The organism is Phytobacter ursingii (assembly GCF_001022135.1).
Lineage (GTDB): Bacteria > Pseudomonadota > Gammaproteobacteria > Enterobacterales > Enterobacteriaceae > Phytobacter > Phytobacter ursingii.
In genome coordinates, this window is the sequence record NZ_CP011602.1 from 3617163 (window position 1) to 3638148 (window position 20986).

Here is a 20986-nt window from a genome sequence, read left to right on the forward strand (position 1 = left end):
ACCGGCAGATCAGGCTTTTGCTTTCGGCATCTGGGAAACCAGCGACAGGTTGATGTCCATTCCTTCAATCTGGAAATGCGGCACCGCATAGAGTCTGATACGGAAGAAACCCGGGTTATCTTCGATATCTTCTACTACCACTTTCCCGTCACGCAGCGGATGGGATGCCTGTAATTCATCGCCCGGATCGGTCATTTCCGTCACCAGATTGCGGATCCAGGTGTTTAATTCCAGTTCCAGCAAACGACGATCTTTGGTGGTTCCGATGTTTTCCCGCTGAATAATCTTGAGGCAGTGGGCAATGCGCGACAGCAAGAAGACGTAAGGCAGACGGGCATTGATACGGCTATTAGCAGTAGCATCCGCAGTGTCATAAAGCGCAGGTTTTTGGCTGGAGTTTGCAGAGAAGAAACAGGCGTAGTCGCGATTCTTATAGTAAGAAAGCGGGATAAAGCCCAGGTTAGCAAATTCAAACTCGCGCGTTTCCGGGATCATGACCTCGGTAGGGATTTTGACCTGATTGCCGGTACCCAGATCATAAAGGTGGATTGGCAAATCGGTCACAGCGCCGCCTGCCTGCGGCCCGCGAATTTGTACGCACCAGCCATTATTGATAAAGCTTTTTGCCATGTTAGTGGCAAACGCAAATGCGGCGCTGGTCCACAGATATTTATCGTGATCCGGCCCTTTCACCGCCTCAACATAATTAAAACTGCGCACGGGTACCGTATCTGGCCCATAAGGCAGGCGACCCAGCACATTCGGCATAGTCAGGCCGATGTAACGTGCGTCATCCGTGTCGCGGAATGCCTTCCATTTAATGTATTCGGCACGATCAAAGTAGTTGCCGATGTCCTTAATCGCGGCGACTTCCTCCATTGAGTTTTTGAGGAAAAATGCAGGCCCGACAGCGCCGATAAACGGCATATGCGAAGCCGCAGCGACACGGGAAATATTGCGCAACAGGGCGATATCTTGCGGGCTATTGTCAAACTCATAGTTGGAAATAACAGAGGCGATGGGCTCGCCGCCCGGCGTGTCATATTCTTCAATGTAGGTGTGTCGATAAAGCCCGCTCTGAATGATTTCTGGCGCATCGTCAAAATCTTCGCGCAGGTGCTGTTTACTGACATCCAACAACTCTACTTTGACGTTTTTGCGAAAATCGATACCGCTGACCATCGACCATGTACCGCGCCATAAGGACTCCACCTTTTTAAATTCAGGGTGATGCATAACGGCATCGAGCTGCTCGCTAATTTTTCGGTCAAGTTCACTGATATGAAAATCCAGCAGTGATTTATCCAGCTTTTCTATATTTTTTCCGGATGTGGCGATGCAAGAAAGCAAAACCTGAATGGCAGCAGAGACGCGTTCATCAGTACTGGCTTCCGCCATGGCTTCATTGCTTTGCCATTCGTCAATCTCTTTTAACGATGTCACTGGCGTTAAGTGAATTTTCTCAAACAATGACTGATAGATATTTTCTTTCGTGATGGTTTGCGTTGATGCAATCGGTGAGGCCGTTTCCTGTAAAGACATTATCATTCCCTTTTTTAAAGTCCTTCTCCATTGATCCTTTCTGATACGGCTGTAAAGGCGTATTACTCAGGTACCAGCGCCGTCAACTCTGCCCGCAGTTCATTGCTCAGCTCGGCATCTTTCAGGATCTTCTCCAGCTCGCGGCGGAACTCCGTGTTATCCAAAAGGTTAGATTTGAGGTCGCGTAACAAATTACGCATGGCAATTAATGCGCGAAGTTGCGGGATATTGCGGGCAACCTGCTCAGGCTCGAAATCTTTAATGTCGCGAAAACGAAGACTAACCCGCTCCTCGCTGCCATCTACGGCTATCGTATTCTCAACGGTAAAATTCACCTCTGGCGCCAGTTCAGCCATGACGCCATCGAAGTTGTTTTTATCAACGTTAATTCGGCTTCTTTCCGAGAGCGGCCGCTGTTCTTTACCATTGCTGTAATCACCTACAGCAAGTAACTTGAGTGGAAGCTCAATTTTCTTTTTTGTATTTCCGGTATGAAGATCGAGCTTAATATTGACGCGTGCGGATGGAACTTCATTTTGAAAACTGCCTGCCATTTTCTCTCTCCCTGGGTTAATACGTTCCTTAAATGAATAGCACGATATATCCTGGTCATCATTTTTGTAAAGTTATCACTCTCACCCGTTAAGACGCAAGGTACGGAAAAATACAAAAAGAGCCAGACAACAGTAATTATTATCAGCAGAACACGACCACATCAGGTCTAATCGCTATTACAGGCTGATGTTAATCAGCTCATTAAAAGATGAAAATTTTAATGAAACTCACAGAATAAAGATTTTAGGAAATATGCTTTATTCTTTTCGAAGCCTCTCATATAAATAATGCATATATAAATTATAATCAGATAAACAACGATAATAATTTCATATCTACAAGAAATATCCTTCCTGATGGTTAATAAACCTTTGTATTCATCGTACCCGCTCTATTTAATAGCTCGATAAAACAGAATAAATTGAGCTAATTGTTGTAAGGGCTTATGACAGAAAGTAATAGAAATATTATTCAGGTGGGTTATATAAAATTCGTAACGAGATTCAGGGAGGCAGATATCAACAGACGAAAAAAAACCGCATCCGTTTTGCAACGCTGCGGCTTTCTTACTTATCAGATGTCAAAGACATCTGAACTTAATGTTGGCGGAACGGACGGGACTCGAACCCGCGACCCCCTGCGTGACAGGCAGGTATTCTAACCGACTGAACTACCGCTCCGCGATGTTCCCGTTGGGGAACGAGGCGCATATTACGGATTGTGCTTAGAGCCGTCAACGCTTTTTCTGATGATTTGTATCGTTTGCTGCAAAAATCACCCAACGCGCCATTTTATCATCAAAAGTTAAGGGGTTACGCGCGCCAGAGGCAGCTTCCGCCCTTTTTTTGCACCAGGTCCAGACGCGACTCATGCGCCGCCAGTTCTTCATCACTGGCTAAAACAACCCGTAACTTACTTGCCTGACGGACAACGCGCTGAATACCGGCTTCCCCTTGCTGCTGTTGCCCCTCACCTTCCATTGAAAAAGCCATGGAAGTCTGACCGCCCGTCATCAGCAGATACACATCAGCCAGAATCTGGGAATCGAGTAACGCCCCGTGCAGGGTACGTTTGCTGTTATCTATTTCATAACGTGAGCAAAGCGCATCAAGGCTATTACGCTTGCCGGGAAACATACGTCGCGCCAGCGCCAGACTGTCTGTGACCTTACAGAACGTCTCAGTCTTCGGAATACCGCGATTTAATTTGCTGAACTCATAGTCAAGAAAGCCGATATCGAACGATGCATTATGAATAACGAGCTCCGCACCGCGTACATATTCGATAAACTCATCGGCGATGTCGCCAAACGTAGGTTTATCAAGCAAAAATTCATCCGCAATACCGTGAACGCCAAAGGCTTCTGGATCTACCAGACGATCGGGCTTGAGATAAATGTGGAAGTTATTTCCCGTCAGACGACGGTTAATCACTTCAACGGCACCGATCTCAATGATTTTGTGCCCTTCATAGTGTGCGCCGATCTGGTTCATACCGGTGGTTTCGGTATCGAGGACGATCTGTCGAGTAATTGCAGTGCTCATAGCGGTCATTTATGTCAGACTTATCGTTTTACAGTTCGATTTCAATTACAGGAAGTCTACCAGAGATGCTTAAGCAGGTAGAAATTTTCACCGATGGCTCTTGCCTGGGTAACCCAGGGCCCGGCGGCTATGGCGCGATTCTCCGCTTTCGTGGCCGCGAAAAATCATTCAGCGAAGGTTATCGTCTGACCACTAACAACCGGATGGAGCTGATGGCTGCTATTGTCGCGCTGGAAGCCCTCAAAGAACATTGCGAAGTGATTCTTAGCACCGACAGCCAGTACGTTCGCCAGGGGATCACCCAGTGGATCCACAACTGGAAAAAACGCGGCTGGAAAACCGCAGAAAAAAAACCGGTGAAAAATGTCGATCTGTGGCAACGCCTGGATGCTGCCCTCGGCGAGCATAAAATCCGCTGGGAATGGGTAAAAGGCCACGCCGGGCACCCGGAAAACGAACGCTGTGATGAACTCGCACGGGCTGCGGCATTGAAGCCAACGCAGGAGGATATCGGCTATCTGGCTGATCAAGGCTGACGTGTCTGGCGGGTTGCGCTGACGGTTTGGCGTACGCTGGGTTTTGCCCGGCGCATTTTCATCGGATTTAGCGTTAACGGGATCGTGCGTTTACGCGCGACAATCAGTTGCATACAGCCAAGCGCAGGCAGATGGGTGTTTAACAGTCGCCCTCCCTGCTTCGACCAGGGAATAACCCGAAAACGACTATAATGAAGCACTTCAAAATTCAGTAGCGATAACCAGTCGATTTGGCGCATCAGGGTAAACATGCGACTGCTGATTGCAGGCGATCGACGCAAAACCGGAATAGCTTTGCCTATTCCCAGCAAGCTGACTGGATTAAACCCGCTGATCACCAGCCAGCCATCATCAATCAGCACGCGATCGACTTCCTGCAGCAGACGATGCGGATCCGGGCACCAGGGTAGCGTGTGGCCCAGCAGGCAGGCATCGACGGATTTCGCCGCAAAGGGAAGATGCAATGGGTCAGCGCGGACGTGAACAGGGTCGCCGGTGAGTGAAACATTAACCTGATGTGAAATAGCGCAACTTTCGGCATTGATTTCTGCGCTGAGATTGCCAATCTTAAGCAGATGAAATCCATACATTTTTGCAAACCACGGCTTGAGCTCCTTCTCCAGTGCTTCACGGTAATACTCGCCCTTAGGCAACTCAGCCCAATGTGTCGGTGCTATGTACTTACGGGGAGTCCTTGCCGGTTTCATCACAACCTTCCATTACGCTTTGAGAGGTAACTATGAATCTTACCAGTATTCCCGCATTTCAGGACAATTACATCTGGGTATTAAGTGAAGATGACGGTCGCTGCCTGATCGTTGATCCCGGAGAGGCTGCCCCCGTACTGAAAGCCCTCGAAGAGAATCACTGGCAACCAGTTGCGATCCTGCTCACCCATCATCATAACGATCATGTTGGCGGCGTGGAGGAACTGAGTCGGAAATTTCCGAATATTGTGGTTTACGGACCGGCAGAGACACAACATAAGGGGGCGACAAAAATCGTCGAAGAGGGCGATCGACTACAGCTCCTCGGGCAAGAATTCAGCGTATTTCACACGCCAGGTCACACTTTAGGACATATCTGTTACTTTAGCGAACCTTATCTTTTTTGTGGCGATACGATGTTCTCTGGCGGATGCGGAAGACTCTTCGAAGGCACAGCAGATCAGATGTTTGCCTCTTTTTGTAAGATTAATGCGCTTCCCGACGATACGCTCATTTGTTGCGCACATGAGTATACTTCAGGAAATATTAAGTTTGCTCTTAGCCTGTTACCTGAAGATCCTGACCTTAACGAATATTATCGAAAAGTTAATGAGTTACGTGCAAAGAATCAAAAAACACTCCCCACAACTCTGAAAATTGAGCGTCGGATTAATGTTTTTTTACGCACACAAGACGCTGATTTAATTGAAGTAATCAATAAAGAAACAACGTTGCAACAAGCTAGCGCGCGTTTTGCCTGGTTAAGGTCAAAGAAAGATAACTTCTGACAATTGCGGGTTGCCTTTTTAAAACTTCGCCGTTATGATCGCTCGTCTTTTAAGCAACTATTGACACACACATGAAGGCAAAAGCGATATTATTCGCCTCTGTCCTGCTTGTGGGGTGCCAGTCGTCTAAGCACGATGGTACCGTACAACAGCACGCACAGAGCCTTTCTGCAGCTGGTCAAGGGGAAGCAGGGAAGTTTACAAGTCAGGCGCGGTGGATGGACGATGGAACATTCGCCGGGCAGGAGCAAGACTTGTGGGCTTCCATAAGCGACGAGCTAAAGATGGGAATTCCGGAAAATACCCGGATTCGCGAACAGAAACTAAAGTATTTAAGCAATAAGAGCTATCTCCACGATGTAACTTTACGGGCAGAGCCGTATATGTACTGGATAGCAGGGCAAGTTAAAAAACGTAACATGCCCATGGAACTGGTACTACTACCCATAGTGGAGAGCGCTTTTGACCCACATGCAACGTCTGGTCGCAATGCCGCAGGCATTTGGCAGATCATTCCGAGCACGGGTCGTAACTATGGTTTAAAACAGACTCGCAGCTACGATGCGCGTCGTGATGTGGTGGCATCCACAACGGCTGCCCTCGACATGATGCAGCGTTTGAACCGTATGTTTGACGGTGACTGGTTATTAACCGTTGCCGCCTATAACAGCGGTGAAGGGCGAGTACTGAAGGCAATGAAAGTGAATAAGGCGCGGGGGAAACCCACGGACTTCTGGTCACTTTCACTGCCACAGGAAACCAAAATATACGTGCCAAAAATGCTGGCGTTGAGTGACATACTCAAAAACAGCAAGCGGTACGGTGTGAGTCTGCCTACCTCAGACGAAAGCCGTGCACTGGCGCGTGTCAGGTTGAGTAATCCGGTGGAGCTGGATCAACTGGCGGATATGGCGGGTATTTCGGTTAGCAAACTTAAGACCTTCAACGCAGGCGTTAAAGGATCAACCTTAGGTGAAAGCGGGCCGCAATATGTCATGGTTCCTCAGAAACATGCGGATCAACTGCGTGAGTCTCTGGCATCAGGTGAAATCGCCGCCGTTCAGCCAACGCTGGTTGCGGAGAATACGCCGCTTGCCAGTCGCAGCTACAAAGTGCGCTCAGGTGATACTATTTCGGGCATTGCGTCGCGTCTTGGCGTGACGACAAAAGATCTCCAGCAGTGGAATAACCTGCGCGGAGCGAACCTGAAAGTGGGTCAGAACCTGACGGTTGGAGCAGGCGGCAGTGCGTCGCGTCTCGCGAATAATAGCGATAGCATCACCTATCGCGTACGCAAAGGCGATTCGCTCTCCAGCATCGCTAAACGCCACGGCGTAAATATACGTGACGTCATGCGCTGGAACAGTGATACCGACAATCTGAAGCCTGGCGATCAGCTAACGTTGTTTGTGAAAAACAGCACGTCGCCTGACTCCTGACAGCAAGAAATATAAAAAAGGCACCGTTTCCCCCGGTGCCTTTTTTGTTATGCATTTTTCTGCGCTTCGGCCATGATGGTATCGCTGGTAAACGAGCCATCTTCAGTCAATTCGAAGTAGTGCTTCACCTGCTGTGACGCACTTTGCTGATACAGCCTGATGGCGTCGCTCAGCGCCTGCGGCGTACGCATACGGGCAATCCATGAGCTGAATTCTAAGGGCAAACGATCGGTGATGAGATTACGCGTCGTCAGGCCTGCGTCATTAAACAGCGTGAGCCACTCACCGCTGGAATAATTGCGTACGTGTGACGTATCGCGTAATGCCTCGACCGTCTGCAGCCAGATATCCCGCACCGGGTGGCCCGGAGACATCACGTCCATAATGATGACTGTTCCACCAGGCTTAAGCACTCGCGTCACTTCACGCAGCGCCTGCCCAACATCATGCCAGTGGTGAGCAGAGTAACGGCTGATCACCACATCAAACACGCTGTCATCAAAAGGCAGAATCTCAGCATACCCCTGACGTGTCGTCACATTGTCCAGGCCGCGTTCTTTTGCTGCTTTGGTCACCACGTCCAGCATCTGACTGGAAAGGTCATATGCCGTGACTTGCGCAACCTGCCCTGCAGCCACAAAGCTTGCATGCCCTGCTCCACAGCCTAAATCCAGCACATGAGCTTCTGGAAATACGCTAAGCCGTTCCGCCAGCCGTTGCAAATCGCGGCCAGAAGCGTGTACTGCGCTGGTTAAATAGGCGCTGGCTTGTGCATCAAACTGCTTTTCAACGTTGTCATGATGGGAACCTGTGGTCATTGTGTTGTCCTTAGTTGAGTTGAAATAAAGGGCAGCACCTCGGATCAGGCCTGCCCCACGGCAGACCTGACATAACCATTATTGATCAGGTTTGCCGGGACTGAATTCTACTAGTAGCGGGTTGTGATCGGACGCGCGCGTAACCAGCACAGAGGCTTCCTGCACGTTCAGACCACGATAGAAGACGAAATCCAGAGGACGACCAAATGCCCGGCGGCGATTGTCATCCGTAAAGCGTACCTGACGCAGCGACATCTCACGCGAGAAGCGATAAAGCGCATTCATACGTGGACGACTCCAGGCGTTGAAATCACCGGCCATGATAACCGGCCCGCTGTGGCGCAGGATTTGATCGCCAATTGGTAGCAATTGCTTGCTGTAAACATCGACGCCAAGGCTGAAATTCACCGCATGCACATTCACCACCATCAGATTTCGCATGTCCGGCAATGGATAGACCGTCACCAGCGCTGATTTGGCAAGACGCAGGATCGGCTCCCGTTCACGCAACGGGCAACAATAGACCGGATGCGCAGAAGAGAGCGTCATCACACCGGAGGGATGTTGAGGCAAAACGAATGCGGGAACCTGGTCGGCGGCGAGATAGTTAGTGGTCGCAAACCTCACCAGTTCAGGCGTGGTTTGCGCTTCCTGCAATAAAACCAAATGCGCGTCTTTACCAAAACTCTGCAAAACGGAGAGCCACTCGGCGCGCTGCTGTTTAAAGATGTTCCATACCAGAACCCGGATTTTATCATCACTGCTCAGGGGAACACCCGCTGGCAATGCCTTGCCAATACTTGCGAAGGACCCCGGCGGCATAATGCGCTCCGCAGGCTGTCCGGCAACATATCGCATGGCATAGGTATTTTTGGGCACTTTCGGTTTTAGACCTCTTCGTTTTAAACCCCGGCACAACAAAAAAGGGGGTCATTCAGTTATAGGGATTTTAGCGCAGAGTTTCAACGGCAATGGGCAGAAAAGCCGCAAGTAAAAGTTAGTAAGCGCTCAATAACCATAATGAGCAAAGAGAGTATGGCAGGGAAGCTGGCGGGATGATTAAATAGCCAAACGCTCATAATCGATACCAACTATTGCTACAGGCGCAAGAATGAAAGCCACCTCAGAAGAAATGATGATATTTGTCGCCGTCGTGGAAAGCGGCAGCTTTAGCCGTGCCGCAGAGCGCCTGGGCCAGGCGAATTCAGCCATCAGCCGGGCGGTAAAAAAACTGGAGAGTAAACTGGGGGTTAACCTGCTTAATCGCACAACTCGTCAGTTGAGTCTTACAGAAGAAGGCGAGCGCTATTTTCGTCGCATTCAGGGGGTACTGCAGGAGATGGCCGCAGCAGAGACCGAGGTAATGGAGGCCAAACTGACACCCCGCGGCGTTTTACGAATTGATGCCGCAACACCTGTGATGCTGCATTTTGTGATGCCGATGATTAAGCCCTTTCGCGAACGCTATCCGGAAATTACATTGTCGCTGGTTTCCAGTGAAACCTTTATCAATTTAATTGAACGAAAAGTCGATGTTGCGATCCGCGTGGGTAAACTGACCGACTCCAGCTTGCGGGCCCGGCCCATTTTTACCAGCTACCGTAAATTGATTGCCTCACCGGATTATCTCGCCCGCTACGGTATACCCGAAACCGCTGAAGATCTCAAAAAACATACCTGTCTCGGATTTACCGAGCCGGCCTCGCTGAATACCTGGCCCGTAGCCGCCCAGGATGGCCAACTCTATGAAATCGATTGCGATATTTCTTCTAACAGCGGCGAGACGCTTAAACATCTCTGCCTGAGCGGTAACGGTATCGCCAGCCTGTCTGATTTTATGATCGCAAAAGAACTGGAAAGCGGCGAACTCGTGGAGGTCCTGGCGAGCAAGCGTTTACCGGTTGAGACGCCATTCAGCGCAGTTTATTACAGCGATAGAGCTGTCAGTACGCGCATACGGGCATTTATCGATTTCGTCAGCGAATATCTCGCCTGATACTTCTCCGCCACGCCTCGCACGAACTCTCAACCGTTTTGCCGTCGTTCCGCTCCACGCAGAGTCAATCCTCTCAATCATAGTAACTTGCATTTTGATAGTCACTGTGAGAATGTGCTTCCAGATGAATTCTGGAGAGAAAAATGAAAAACCAACCGCTCTGTGAAGCCCCTTGCCCCATCGCCAGGAGTCTCGGTCGTATTGGTGACAGCTGGAGCATAATAATCCTGCGTGATGCTTTCGCAGGCTTTACCCGTTTCGATGAGTTTCAAAAAAGCGCAAACGTGGCGCCCAATATTCTGTCACGACGCCTGAAAGAGCTGGTGGATGACGGTTTACTGGAAAAAATCTGTTACAGCAGTACGCCCCCCCGCTATGAGTACCATTTAACCGAGCGTGGGCGTGATTTTCGTCCGGTGATCATCGCGCTTGCCGAATGGGGTAATCGCCATTTTGCAACGGAAGGTCGTCAGATTCAGTTGGTCGAGAAAGAGACTCAGCGTCTGGTCCACGCCATGATGGTCGATGCCGAAACCGGTCATCCACTTACGCCCGAGAAATACGCTTTGGTTCCCGGCCCTGCCGCCTCCCCCATGATTCGTTATCGCCATGATTACCTGCAACGTAAGCGTGCAGGAGACAACACGCAAAAATTCGTGCCGCAATTACATCTGGATCAGCATCATGAATCTCAAGAGTAAAAAACGCGCTCTTACCTTATCGTTATCCGGTATCGCTGTATTAGGCGCCGTAGGCTATGGCGCCTGGTGGTATACCAGCGCGCGTTTTTTGCAGTCGACAGACGATGCCTATGTTGGCGGTGATATCAGCGCCATTTCGGCGAAAGTCTCGGGTTATGTCCAGGAGATTGCCATAAAAGACAACATGCCTGTGAAGAAAGGTGAGCTGCTTGTTCGCCTTGATGCAAGGGACTATCAGGCGGCGCTGGCAAAAGCGGAAGGTGAAGTTGCCGCTCAACAAGCGGCGATGGCTGACCTTATTGCCACCCGGCAATTACAACTGGCGACCATCGAAGGCTCTGCGGCCAGCCTCGGAGCCGCGCAGGCCACCACGCTGAAAACGGCAGGCGACAGTCGCCGCTATAACGCGCTGGCACAGACGGTCGCTATCTCGGCACAGGTGCGCGAAAATGCTGAGGCAGATTACCACCGCGCCAAAGCAGAAGAAGGCAAAGCCCGGGCGGATAAAGCGGTTACCGAACGCCAGTTGCTGGTACTGGATGCACGGGAGCAACAAATTCGTGCGGCCCTTACTCAGGCAAAGGCGGGGCTGGATATGGCCCGTCTCAATCTTAGCTATACAGAGATTCGCGCCCCTTTTGATGGCGTTGTTGGAAATCGACGCGCATGGTCTGGTTCATTCGTTAGCAGCGGTACACAGTTGCTTTCTCTGGTACCCAGCCACGATTTGTGGGTCGACGCCAACTTCAAAGAAAACCAGCTGGCAAATATGCGTCCCGGACAAGCGGCGACAGTAGTGGCGGATGTCATGCCAGGACGCACTTTTACCGGGCATGTGATGAGCATCTCCCCGGCAACCGGTTCACGCTTTAGTCTTCTTCCCGCCGAAAACGCGACCGGTAATTTCACCAAAATCATTCAGCGCATCCCGGTTCGCATCGCTCTTGATGGCGAAGCGTCCCAATTAGGGCTTTTACGTCCAGGTTTGTCGGTGGCGGTTACCGTGGATGAAAAGAGTCGCCAATGAGTACCGCCACAGCACCAGCGCAGTTGCAGGGCACTACGCTGCCGATGAACCAAAAGCTTTTTGCTTTTGCCACAATGTGCCTGGGAATGTTCATTGCGCTGCTGGATATTCAGATCGTCTCGGCATCTCTGCGTGATATTGGCGGTGGCCTTTCTGCCGGCGATGATGAAACAGTCTGGGTACAAACCAGCTACCTGATTGCGGAGATCATTATTATTCCGCTATCGGGATGGCTTGCAAGGGTGATGTCGACCCGCTGGCTTTTTGCTGCGTCAGCTGCGGGTTTTACGCTGATGAGCCTGCTGTGTGGATGGGCGTGGAATATCCAGAGCATGATTGCTTTTCGTGCGTTGCAGGGACTGGCCGGAGGCTCAATGATCCCGCTGGTATTCACGACTGCGTTTGCGTTTTTTCAGGGCAAACAGCGCGTTATCGCCGCTGCCACGATCGGTGGTCTTGCTTCGCTGGCTCCCACCCTGGGCCCGACGGTAGGGGGATGGATCACCGAAAATTTTAGCTGGCACTGGTTGTTTTTTATCAATATTTTACCAGGCATTTATATTGCGGTAACGGTACCTGTGCTGGTTAATATCGATGCGCCCAGCCCAGGGTTATTGCGCGGCGCGGACTACCTCAGCATTGTGCTTTTAGCGGTATCGCTCGGCTGCCTGGAATATACCCTGGAGGAAGGACCGCGCTGGGGCTGGTTTGATGACAGTACGCTCGCCACAACGGGCTGGCTGGCGCTACTGTGCGGCGTAATGTTTGTCATACGAACGCTACGTCATTCCCAGCCGGTCATGGACCTGCGGGCGCTTTCCGATCGTACATTCACCCTGGGCTGTTACTTTTCCTTTATGGCCGGGGTCGGGATCTTCTCTACTATTTATCTGACGCCACTCTTTTTGGGTATGGTTCGCGGTTTTAGCGCGCTGGATATCGGCCTGGCTATCTTCTCCACCGGCTTGTTTCAGGTGCTTTCGATCCCGTTTTACTCCTGGCTTGCTAATAAAGTGGACTTGCGCTGGCTGCTTATGGCCGGGTTGCTGGGATTCGCCTTCTCGATGTACAGCTTTATTCCGCTCACGCATGACTGGGGAGCGAAAGAACTGCTGTTGCCTCAGGCCTTTCGCGGGTTAGCGCAGCAATTTGCCGTCGCCCCAACGGTGACGCTTACGCTTGGTAGTCTGCCTCCTGCCCGTCTAAAACTAGCATCCGGACTGTTCAATTTGATGCGTAACCTGGGCGGTGCCATTGGTATCGCGCTGTGCGGTACCGTTATCAACGATCGCACAAACATTCATTACAGCCGTCTTGCTGATCATCTCAACGGGACAAACCTCAACCTGGGTGATTTTGTACAGACGCGTGCTGCAGCGTTAATGAATCAGGGGATGGATGCCGGTTCGGCTCAGGCGGCCACCCTGAAAAATCTGGCCGCATTAGCACTACGAGAAGCACGGACGCAGGCATTCGCCGACGCGTTCTATTTGATCATGATCGGATTCTTAATTGCTGCCGCGCTGGTTCCTTTTATGAAGAAACCACAGGCATAGCATGACACCATCTGGAGAGTTCTATGAGCAGTCTACAAAGACGTATTGTCGTGACAGGGATGGGGATAGTCAGCCCGCTGGGGTGCGGCGTCCAACACGTCTGGCAATCGCTACTGGCAGGAAAATCGGGGATTCGATCACTTCCTGCATCGATTATCGAGGATATCGCCTGTAAAGTGGCAGGGCAGGTTCCTGGAATTGAAGAAGATCCCCGGCACGGTTTTGATCCACTATCCGTCATTCCGGCAAAAGAGCGCAAGAAGATGGATCGCTTTATCGAATTTGCGCTGGTGGCAGCGCAGGAAGCTCTTCATCAGGCAAACTGGTTCCCGCAACTACAGGCGTTAAAAGATCGTACCGCGACCATTATTGCGACAGGCATTGGTGGCTTTACTCAAATTGCCGAGGCAGTACAGACAACCGAACACCGTGGCCCACGCAAATTATCGCCTTTCACTATCCCTTCTTTCCTGGCAAACCTTGCGGCAGGCCATGTATCTATCGCGCATGGTTTTCGCGGCCCCATTGGTGCGCCGGTGACCGCCTGTGCTGCCGGAGCACAGGCTATCGGGGATGCGGCAAGGCTAATCCGCGCCGGTGAAGCAGACATTGCACTCTGTGGAGGCAGTGAAGCTGCAATCCATCGCGTTAGTCTGGCTGGTTTTGCCGCAGCCAGAGCGCTTTCGAGTGGATTTAATGATAATCCAGCCGAAGCATCGCGACCATTTGATCAGGACAGGGACGGTTTCGTGATGGGAGAAGGTGCTGGTCTTCTGGTGATTGAATCGCTCGAACATGCGCAGGCTCGTGGAGCGACGCCGCTGGCGGAACTGGTAGGCTATGGCACCAGTGCAGACGCCTACCACCTTACAGCCGGACCGGAAGATGGTAATGGCGCACGACGTGCAATGGAGGCCGCATTACAGCAGGCGGCTATCTCGCCGGATCAGGTGCAACATATTAACGCGCATGCAACATCAACTCAGGTAGGAGATAAAGGCGAACTGGCGGCAATACGTGGGCTATTTGCTGAACATCCGGTTGCCATCACATCAACAAAATCTGCCACCGGACATTTACTGGGAGCAGCAGGCGGGATTGAAGCGATCTTCACCATCCAGGCGTTGCGCGATCAAATCGTACCACCTACCCTGAACCTGCATAATCCGGATAGTGCTGCTGCGGGCATGCACCTTGTACCGCTAATTGCACAACAGCTAACAATGGAATATGCGCTTTCAAACGGGTTTGGTTTTGGTGGTGTGAATGCCAGTCTACTGTTAAAACGCTGGGACGACTCACAGTAAGAATGAAATTAAGGGCCTTGCGCCCTTTTTCGCCAGCTTTCCCGATAAACAGAAGACGAAAAAAAACCGCATCTCAAACGAGATGCGGTTCTTAATGAGTGGCGGAACGGACGGGACTCGAACCCGCGACCCCCTGCGTGACAGGCAGGTATTCTAACCGACTGAACTACCGCTCCACCGAATACTTCTTTCATCACCGGATTAATGCACCGGCTTACTGCTTAATTTGATGCCTGGCAGTTCCCTACTCTCACATGGGGAGACCCCACACTACCATCGGCGCTACGGCGTTTCACTTCTGAGTTCGGCATGGGGTCAGGTGGGACCACCGCGCTAAAGCCGCCAGGCAAATTCTGTCTATCAGACCGCGCGTTGCGTTCTGATATAATCTGTAATCAATGCTGAAAATCTCTCAAATCCGCCAAAACATCTTCGGCGTTGTAAGGTTAAGCCTCACGGTTCATTAGTACCGGTTAGCTCAACGCATCGCTGCGCTTACACACCCGGCCTATCAACGTCGTCGTCTTCAACGTTCCTTTAGTGTCCTTAAAGGACAAGGGAGAACTCATCTCGGGGCAAGTTTCGTGCTTAGATGCTTTCAGCACTTATCTCTTCCGCATGTAGCTACCGGGCAATGCCATTGGCATGACAACCCGAACACCAGTGATGCGTCCACTCCGGTCCTCTCGTACTAGGAGCAGCCCCCCTCAATTCTCCAGCGCCCACGGCAGATAGGGACCGAACTGTCTCACGACGTTCTAAACCCAGCTCGCGTACCACTTTAAATGGCGAACAGCCATACCCTTGGGACCTACTTCAGCCCCAGGATGTGATGAGCCGACATCGAGGTGCCAAACACCGCCGTCGATATGAACTCTTGGGCGGTATCAGCCTGTTATCCCCGGAGTACCTTTTATCCGTTGAGCGATGGCCCTTCCATTCAGAACCACCGGATCACTATGACCTGCTTTCGCACCTGCTCGCGCCGTCACGCTCGCAGTCAAGCTGGCTTATGCCATTGCACTAACCTCCTGATGTCCGACCAGGATTAGCCAACCTTCGTGCTCCTCCGTTACTCTTTGGGAGGAGACCGCCCCAGTCAAACTACCCACCAGACACTGTCCGCAACCCGGATCACGGGTCCACGTTAGAACATCAAACATTAAAGGGTGGTATTTCAAGGTTGGCTCCATGCAGACTGGCGTCCACACTTCAAAGCCTCCCACCTATCCTACACATCAAGGCTCAATGTTCAGTGTCAAGCTATAGTAAAGGTTCACGGGGTCTTTCCGTCTTGCCGCGGGTACACTGCATCTTCACAGCGAGTTCAATTTCACTGAGTCTCGGGTGGAGACAGCCTGGCCATCATTACGCCATTCGTGCAGGTCGGAACTTACCCGACAAGGAATTTCGCTACCTTAGGACCGTTATAGTTACGGCCGCCGTTTACCGGGGCTTCGATCAAGAGCTTCTCCTTACGGATAACCCCATCAATTAACCTTCCGGCACCGGGCAGGCGTCACACCGTATACGTCCACTTTCGTGTTTGCACAGTGCTGTGTTTTTAATAAACAGTTGCAGCCAGCTGGTATCTTCGACTGATTTCAGCTCCGTCCGCAGGGACTTCACCTACACATCAGCGTGCCTTCTCCCGAAGTTACGGCACCATTTTGCCTAGTTCCTTCACCCGAGTTCTCTCAAGCGCCTTGGTATTCTCTACCTGACCACCTGTGTCGGTTTGGGGTACGATTTCGTGTTACCTGATGCTTAGAGGCTTTTCCTGGAAGCAGGGCATTTGTTACTTCATCACCGTAGTGACTCGTCATCACACCTCAGCCTTGATTATCCGGATTTGCCTGGATAATCAGCCTACATGCTTAAACCGGGACAACCGTCGCCCGGCTAACATAGCCTTCTCCGTCCCCCCTTCGCAGTAACACCAAGTACAGGAATATTAACCTGTTTCCCATCGACTACGCCTTTCGGCCTCGCCTTAGGGGTCGACTCACCCTGCCCCGATTAACGTTGGACAGGAACCCTTGGTCTTCCGGCGAGCGGGCTTTTCACCCGCTTTATCGTTACTTATGTCAGCATTCGCACTTCTGATACCTCCAGCATGCCTCACAGCACACCTTCGCAGGCTTACAGAACGCTCCCCTACCCAACAACACATAGTGTCGCTGCCGCAGCTTCGGTGCATGGTTTAGCCCCGTTACATCTTCCGCGCAGGCCGACTCGACCAGTGAGCTATTACGCTTTCTTTAAATGATGGCTGCTTCTAAGCCAACATCCTGGCTGTCTGTGCCTTCCCACATCGTTTCCCACTTAACCATGACTTTGGGACCTTAGCTGGCGGTCTGGGTTGTTTCCCTCTTCACGACGGACGTTAGCACCCGCCGTGTGTCTCCCGTGATAACATTCTCCGGTATTCGTAGTTTGCATCGGGTTGGTAAGCCGGGATGGCCCCCTAGCCGAAACAGTGCTCTACCCCCGGAGATGAATTCACGAGGCGCTACCTAAATAGCTTTCGGGGAGAACCAGCTATCTCCCGGTTTGATTGGCCTTTCACCCCCAGCCACAAGTCATCCGCTAATTTTTCAACATTAGTCGGTTCGGTCCTCCAGTTAGTGTTACCCAACCTTCAACCTGCCCATGGCTAGATCACCGGGTTTCGGGTCTATACCCTGCAACTTAACGCCCAGTTAAGACTCGGTTTCCCTTCGGCTCCCCTATTCGGTTAACCTTGCTACAGAATATAAGTCGCTGACCCATTATACAAAAGGTACGCAGTCACACCACGAAGGTGCTCCCACTGCTTGTACGTACACGGTTTCAGGTTCTTTTTCACTCCCCTCGCCGGGGTTCTTTTCGCCTTTCCCTCACGGTACTGGTTCACTATCGGTCAGTCAGGAGTATTTAGCCTTGGAGGATGGTCCCCCCATATTCAGACAGGATACCACGTGTCCCGCCCTACTCATCGAGCTCACAGCCTGTGTGCTTTCGTGTACGGGGCTGTCACCCTGTATCGCGCGACTTTCCAGACGCTTCCACTAACACACAAGCTGATTCAGGCTCTGGGCTGCTCCCCGTTCGCTCGCCGCTACTGGGGGAATCTCGGTTGATTTCTTTTCCTCGGGGTACTTAGATGTTTCAGTTCCCCCGGTTCGCCTCATTAACCTATGGATTCAGTTAATGATAGTGTGTCGAAACACACTGGGTTTCCCCATTCGGACATCGCCGGGTCAAAGGTTCATATCACCTCGCCGGCGCTTTTCGCAGATTAGCACGTCCTTCATCGCCTCTGACTGCCAGGGCATCCACCGTGTACGCTTAGTCGCTTAACCTCACAACCCGAAGATGTTTCTTTCGATTCATTCTCGCGCTGTAAAAATTTGAGAGACTCGAACACACCGTTATCTGTTCTTATTACGGAGAACAGACACTGTGTGTCGTTTCAATTTTCAGCTTGATCCAGATTTTTAAAGAGCAAAACTTCGCAGTGCACCTTTTCAGGTTCACTCTGAAGTTTTCTTGTGTTCGCAGTAAATGATGGTGGAGCTATGCGGGATCGAACCGCAGACCTCCTGCGTGCAAAGCAGGCGCTCTCCCAGCTGAGCTATAGCCCCATCGTAGTCAAATCTCGTTAACCGTAATTTTCCTGAGACAAGGCGTGGAATGGCGAAGCATACACCGGTATGCGAGTCATTTCACAACGCAGTATTCAGGGAAATTTGGTAGGCCTGAGTGGACTTGAACCACCGACCTCACCCTTATCAGGGGTGCGCTCTAACCACCTGAGCTACAAGCCTGCAGAGATTTTTTACTGCTGTATTTCATCAGACAATCTGTGTGAGCACTGCAAAGGCAGGTTCTTTAAGGTAAGGAGGTGATCCAACCGCAGGTTCCCCTACGGTTACCTTGTTACGACTTCACCCCAGTCATGAATCACAAAGTGGTAAGCGCCCTCCCGAAGGTTAAGCTACCTACTTCTTTTGCAACCCACTCCCATGGTGTGACGGGCGGTGTGTACAAGGCCCGGGAACGTATTCACCGTGGCATTCTGATCCACGATTACTAGCGATTCCGACTTCATGGAGTCGAGTTGCAGACTCCAATCCGGACTACGACGCACTTTATGAGGTCCGCTTGCTCTCGCGAGGTCGCTTCTCTTTGTATGCGCCATTGTAGCACGTGTGTAGCCCTGGTCGTAAGGGCCATGATGACTTGACGTCATCCCCACCTTCCTCCAGTTTATCACTGGCAGTCTCCTTTGAGTTCCCGGCCGGACCGCTGGCAACAAAGGATAAGGGTTGCGCTCGTTGCGGGACTTAACCCAACATTTCACAACACGAGCTGACGACAGCCATGCAGCACCTGTCTCACGGTTCCCGAAGGCACTAAGGCATCTCTGCCGAATTCCGTGGATGTCAAGACCAGGTAAGGTTCTTCGCGTTGCATCGAATTAAACCACATGCTCCACCGCTTGTGCGGGCCCCCGTCAATTCATTTGAGTTTTAACCTTGCGGCCGTACTCCCCAGGCGGTCGACTTAACGCGTTAGCTCCGGAAGCCACGCCTCAAGGGCACAACCTCCAAGTCGACATCGTTTACGGCGTGGACTACCAGGGTATCTAATCCTGTTTGCTCCCCACGCTTTCGCACCTGAGCGTCAGTCTTTGTCCAGGGGGCCGCCTTCGCCACCGGTATTCCTCCAGATCTCTACGCATTTCACCGCTACACCTGGAATTCTACCCCCCTCTACAAGACTCAAGCCTGCCAGTTTCGAATGCAGTTCCCAGGTTGAGCCCGGGGATTTCACATCCGACTTGACAGACCGCCTGCGTGCGCTTTACGCCCAGTAATTCCGATTAACGCTTGCACCCTCCGTATTACCGCGGCTGCTGGCACGGAGTTAGCCGGTGCTTCTTCTGCGGGTAACGTCAATCAACACGGTTATTAACCGTATCGCCTTCCTCCCCGCTGAAAGTGCTTTACAACCCGAAGGCCTTCTTCACACACGCGGCATGGCTGCATCAGGCTTGCGCCCATTGTGCAATATTCCCCACTGCTGCCTCCCGTAGGAGTCTGGACCGTGTCTCAGTTCCAGTGTGGCTGGTCATCCTCTCAGACCAGCTAGGGATCGTCGCCTAGGTGAGCCATTACCCCACCTACTAGCTAATCCCATCTGGGCACATCCGATGGCAAGAGGCCCGAAGGTCCCCCTCTTTGGTCTTGCGACGTTATGCGGTATTAGCTACCGTTTCCAGTAGTTATCCCCCTCCATCGGGCAGTTTCCCAGACATTACTCACCCGTCCGCCACTCGTCACCCGAGGAGCAAGCTCCTCTGTGCTACCGTTCGACTTGCATGTGTTAGGCCTGCCGCCAGCGTTCAATCTGAGCCATGATCAAACTCTTCAATTTAAAAGTTTGATGCTCTTAGAATTAAACTTCGTAATGAATTACGTGTTCACTCCAGAGACTTGGTATTCATTTATTGTCCGAAGACATTAAGAATCCATGTCACTTTGAGTGCCCACACAGATTGTCTGATAAATTGTTAAAGAGCAGTGCAACGCGGCTTTCGCTCACCGTTGCGAGGTGGCGTATATTACGCTTTCCTCTTTCAGAGTCAACCCGTTATTTCAGGATTTTTCTCTTCAACCGAACCGGCTTTTTGCGTGAAGTGATTCACATCCGCCGTGTCGATGGAGGCGCATTATAGGCAGCCCGCGATGAATGACAAGCGAAAAAATGCATTTTTATTTCAACCGCTCATCTTTTCATCATAACGGTTATTTTTGTTGCTTTTTGATAGCCGCAGGCAGGTCCGCAAGACTATTAATCACCCAATCTGCCGCATTTTCCGCCTCTGGCGTGACGGGCTTCCCGGTACGTACCAGCACTTTCGTTCCCACATCCGCAGCGGCAGCGGCCTGCATATCTTCGAGTTTGTCACCCACCATATAAGAAGCAGACATATCAATGTGCAGATAATCTCGAGCAGAAATGAGCATGCCCGGATGGGGTTTGCGGCAGTCGCACACCTGGCGGAACTCTTCTACTGTTCCCTGAGGATGGTGCGGACAATAATAGATACCATCCAGATCGACATCACGATCGGCCAGCGACCAGTCCATCCATTCGGTGAGCGTTTCAAATTGCGCTTCGGTGAATTTACCGCGTGCGATACCGGACTGGTTGGTCACCACCACCAGCGCGAAGCCCATAGCTTTAAGTTCGCGCATGGCGTCAATGACACCCTCTATAAATTCGAAATTATCAATTTCGTGCACATAGCCGTGGTCGACATTAATCGTGCCATCACGGTCAAGGAAAATTGCGGGTACTGATTTTGCCACCGGGTTGCTCCTGAAAAAGGCATGTGCGCGTAGTATCTCATGTTTCACCGCACAGGAAAGTGCTCATCGAGCAGGGTTCGATTGATTTAGACGTCTGGATGCCTTAACATC

At 51.4% G+C, this 20986-nt stretch carries 14 protein-coding genes, 4 tRNA genes, 3 rRNA genes and 1 pseudogene; 8 read left to right on the forward strand and 14 right to left on the reverse strand.

Annotated elements, in window-relative coordinates; translation table 11 throughout:
* Nucleotides 1-9: 9 nt before the first annotated feature.
* The 4 genes from tssC to dnaQ form a co-directional block, all read right to left on the reverse strand.
* Nucleotides 10-1542: a type VI secretion system contractile sheath large subunit gene (gene tssC, locus AB182_RS20645; RefSeq protein WP_047371733.1), complete on the reverse strand. Its 1533-nt coding sequence runs from the start codon at nucleotides 1540-1542 to the stop codon at nucleotides 10-12.
* 62 nt (nucleotides 1543-1604) lie between these two features.
* Nucleotides 1605-2096: a type VI secretion system contractile sheath small subunit gene (tssB, locus tag AB182_RS20650; protein WP_047371734.1), complete on the reverse strand. Its 492-nt coding sequence runs from the start codon at nucleotides 2094-2096 to the stop codon at nucleotides 1605-1607.
* A gap of 604 nt (nucleotides 2097-2700) precedes the next feature.
* Nucleotides 2701-2777, reverse strand: a tRNA-Asp gene (locus AB182_RS20655).
* 132 nt (nucleotides 2778-2909) lie between these two features.
* Nucleotides 2910-3641 (reverse strand): DNA polymerase III subunit epsilon, encoded by a 732-nt coding sequence (gene dnaQ, locus AB182_RS20660; RefSeq protein WP_047371735.1) that lies wholly within the window; start codon nucleotides 3639-3641, stop codon nucleotides 2910-2912.
* Between dnaQ and rnhA the strand changes: the two are divergent.
* Nucleotides 3595-4177 (forward strand): annotated as a pseudogene (gene rnhA / locus AB182_RS20665) (ribonuclease HI). The gene dnaQ and the pseudogene rnhA sit on opposite strands and share 47 nt — an antisense overlap.
* Here rnhA and AB182_RS20670 read toward each other — a convergent pair.
* On the reverse strand, nucleotides 4168-4884 hold the full coding sequence (locus tag AB182_RS20670) for a class I SAM-dependent methyltransferase (protein WP_047371737.1): 717 nt from the start codon (nucleotides 4882-4884) through the stop codon (nucleotides 4168-4170). The pseudogene rnhA and the gene AB182_RS20670 overlap by 10 nt on opposite strands.
* Before the next feature lie 32 nt (nucleotides 4885-4916).
* On the opposite strand from AB182_RS20670, the gene gloB reads away from it, so the two are divergent.
* The gene (gene gloB / locus AB182_RS20675) at nucleotides 4917-5672 is read left to right on the forward strand and encodes a hydroxyacylglutathione hydrolase (protein WP_047371738.1); all 756 of its coding nucleotides are present in this window, start codon (nucleotides 4917-4919) and stop codon (nucleotides 5670-5672) included.
* Between the two features lie 71 nt (nucleotides 5673-5743).
* Nucleotides 5744-7111, forward strand: a complete 1368-nt coding sequence (mltD, locus tag AB182_RS20680) for a murein transglycosylase D (RefSeq protein ID WP_047371739.1) — start codon at nucleotides 5744-5746, stop codon at nucleotides 7109-7111.
* 47 nt (nucleotides 7112-7158) lie between these two features.
* Here mltD and AB182_RS20685 read toward each other — a convergent pair whose 3' ends face one another.
* Nucleotides 7159-7929: a class I SAM-dependent methyltransferase gene (locus AB182_RS20685; RefSeq protein WP_047371740.1), complete on the reverse strand. Its 771-nt coding sequence runs from the start codon at nucleotides 7927-7929 to the stop codon at nucleotides 7159-7161.
* 78 nt (nucleotides 7930-8007) lie between these two features.
* On the reverse strand, nucleotides 8008-8808 hold the full coding sequence (locus AB182_RS20690; RefSeq protein WP_071845926.1) for an endonuclease/exonuclease/phosphatase family protein: 801 nt from the start codon (nucleotides 8806-8808) through the stop codon (nucleotides 8008-8010).
* 232 nt (nucleotides 8809-9040) lie between these two features.
* Between AB182_RS20690 and yafC the strand changes: the two genes are divergently transcribed.
* The 5 genes from yafC to fabF all read left to right on the forward strand — a co-directional run bounded on the left by yafC (nucleotide 9041) and on the right by fabF (nucleotide 14516).
* Nucleotides 9041-9925 (forward strand): DNA-binding transcriptional regulator YafC, encoded by an 885-nt coding sequence (gene yafC / locus AB182_RS20695; protein ID WP_047371741.1) that lies wholly within the window; start codon nucleotides 9041-9043, stop codon nucleotides 9923-9925.
* A gap of 143 nt (nucleotides 9926-10068) precedes the next feature.
* The gene (locus AB182_RS20700; RefSeq protein ID WP_047371742.1) at nucleotides 10069-10626 is read left to right on the forward strand and encodes a winged helix-turn-helix transcriptional regulator; all 558 of its coding nucleotides are present in this window, start codon (nucleotides 10069-10071) and stop codon (nucleotides 10624-10626) included.
* Nucleotides 10610-11653, forward strand: coding sequence for an HlyD family secretion protein (locus AB182_RS20705; protein ID WP_047371743.1), 1044 nt, complete (start codon nucleotides 10610-10612; stop codon nucleotides 11651-11653). The genes AB182_RS20700 and AB182_RS20705 overlap by 17 nt, the downstream gene beginning before the upstream one ends.
* Nucleotides 11650-13209: a DHA2 family efflux MFS transporter permease subunit gene (locus AB182_RS20710; RefSeq protein WP_047371744.1), complete on the forward strand. Its 1560-nt coding sequence runs from the start codon at nucleotides 11650-11652 to the stop codon at nucleotides 13207-13209. Before AB182_RS20705 ends, AB182_RS20710 begins: the two co-directional genes overlap by 4 nt.
* Nucleotides 13210-13232: 23 nt before the next feature.
* A complete protein-coding gene (gene fabF / locus AB182_RS20715; RefSeq protein WP_047371745.1) occupies nucleotides 13233-14516 on the forward strand; it encodes a beta-ketoacyl-ACP synthase II in 1284 nt (427 codons plus the stop codon).
* Between the two features lie 99 nt (nucleotides 14517-14615).
* Here the strand turns inward: fabF and AB182_RS20720 are convergent.
* The 7 genes from AB182_RS20720 to gmhB form a co-directional block, all read right to left on the reverse strand.
* Nucleotides 14616-14692: transfer RNA gene (locus tag AB182_RS20720), tRNA-Asp, on the reverse strand.
* A 55-nt stretch (nucleotides 14693-14747) separates the two neighbouring features.
* Nucleotides 14748-14863, reverse strand: a 5S ribosomal RNA gene (gene rrf / locus AB182_RS20725).
* Nucleotides 14864-14958: 95 nt separating this feature from the next.
* Nucleotides 14959-17860, reverse strand: a 23S ribosomal RNA gene (locus AB182_RS20730).
* 206 nt (nucleotides 17861-18066) lie between these two features.
* Nucleotides 18067-18142 (reverse strand) — tRNA-Ala (locus AB182_RS20735).
* Nucleotides 18143-18248: 106 nt separating this feature from the next.
* A tRNA-Ile gene (locus tag AB182_RS20740) sits at nucleotides 18249-18325 on the reverse strand.
* A 70-nt stretch (nucleotides 18326-18395) separates the two neighbouring features.
* Nucleotides 18396-19937: ribosomal RNA gene (locus AB182_RS20745) — 16S ribosomal RNA — on the reverse strand.
* The 16S, 23S and 5S rRNA genes sit together here with 3 tRNA genes alongside, the layout of an rRNA operon.
* A gap of 371 nt (nucleotides 19938-20308) precedes the next feature.
* A complete protein-coding gene (gene gmhB, locus AB182_RS20750) occupies nucleotides 20309-20875 on the reverse strand; it encodes a D-glycero-beta-D-manno-heptose 1,7-bisphosphate 7-phosphatase (RefSeq protein WP_047371746.1) in 567 nt (188 codons plus the stop codon).
* Nucleotides 20876-20986 lie beyond the last annotated feature (111 nt).

Coding starts and splice junctions, on each gene's coding strand:
- AB182_RS20710 (WP_047371744.1), top strand. CDS start 11,650: ATGAGTACCGCCACAGCACCAGCGCAGTTGCAGGGCACTACGCTGCCG.
- mltD (WP_047371739.1), top strand. CDS start 5,744: ATGAAGGCAAAAGCGATATTATTCGCCTCTGTCCTGCTTGTGGGGTGC.
- AB182_RS20705 (WP_047371743.1), top strand. CDS start 10,610: ATGAATCTCAAGAGTAAAAAACGCGCTCTTACCTTATCGTTATCCGGT.
- AB182_RS20700 (WP_047371742.1), top strand. CDS start 10,069: ATGAAAAACCAACCGCTCTGTGAAGCCCCTTGCCCCATCGCCAGGAGT.
- gloB (WP_047371738.1), top strand. CDS start 4,917: ATGAATCTTACCAGTATTCCCGCATTTCAGGACAATTACATCTGGGTA.
- fabF (WP_047371745.1), top strand. CDS start 13,233: ATGAGCAGTCTACAAAGACGTATTGTCGTGACAGGGATGGGGATAGTC.
- AB182_RS20685 (WP_047371740.1), bottom strand. CDS start 7,929: ATGACCACAGGTTCCCATCATGACAACGTTGAAAAGCAGTTTGATGCA.
- tssB (WP_047371734.1), bottom strand. CDS start 2,096: ATGGCAGGCAGTTTTCAAAATGAAGTTCCATCCGCACGCGTCAATATT.
- yafC (WP_047371741.1), top strand. CDS start 9,041: ATGAAAGCCACCTCAGAAGAAATGATGATATTTGTCGCCGTCGTGGAA.
- AB182_RS20670 (WP_047371737.1), bottom strand. CDS start 4,884: ATGAAACCGGCAAGGACTCCCCGTAAGTACATAGCACCGACACATTGG.
- dnaQ (WP_047371735.1), bottom strand. CDS start 3,641: ATGAGCACTGCAATTACTCGACAGATCGTCCTCGATACCGAAACCACC.
- tssC (WP_047371733.1), bottom strand. CDS start 1,542: ATGTCTTTACAGGAAACGGCCTCACCGATTGCATCAACGCAAACCATC.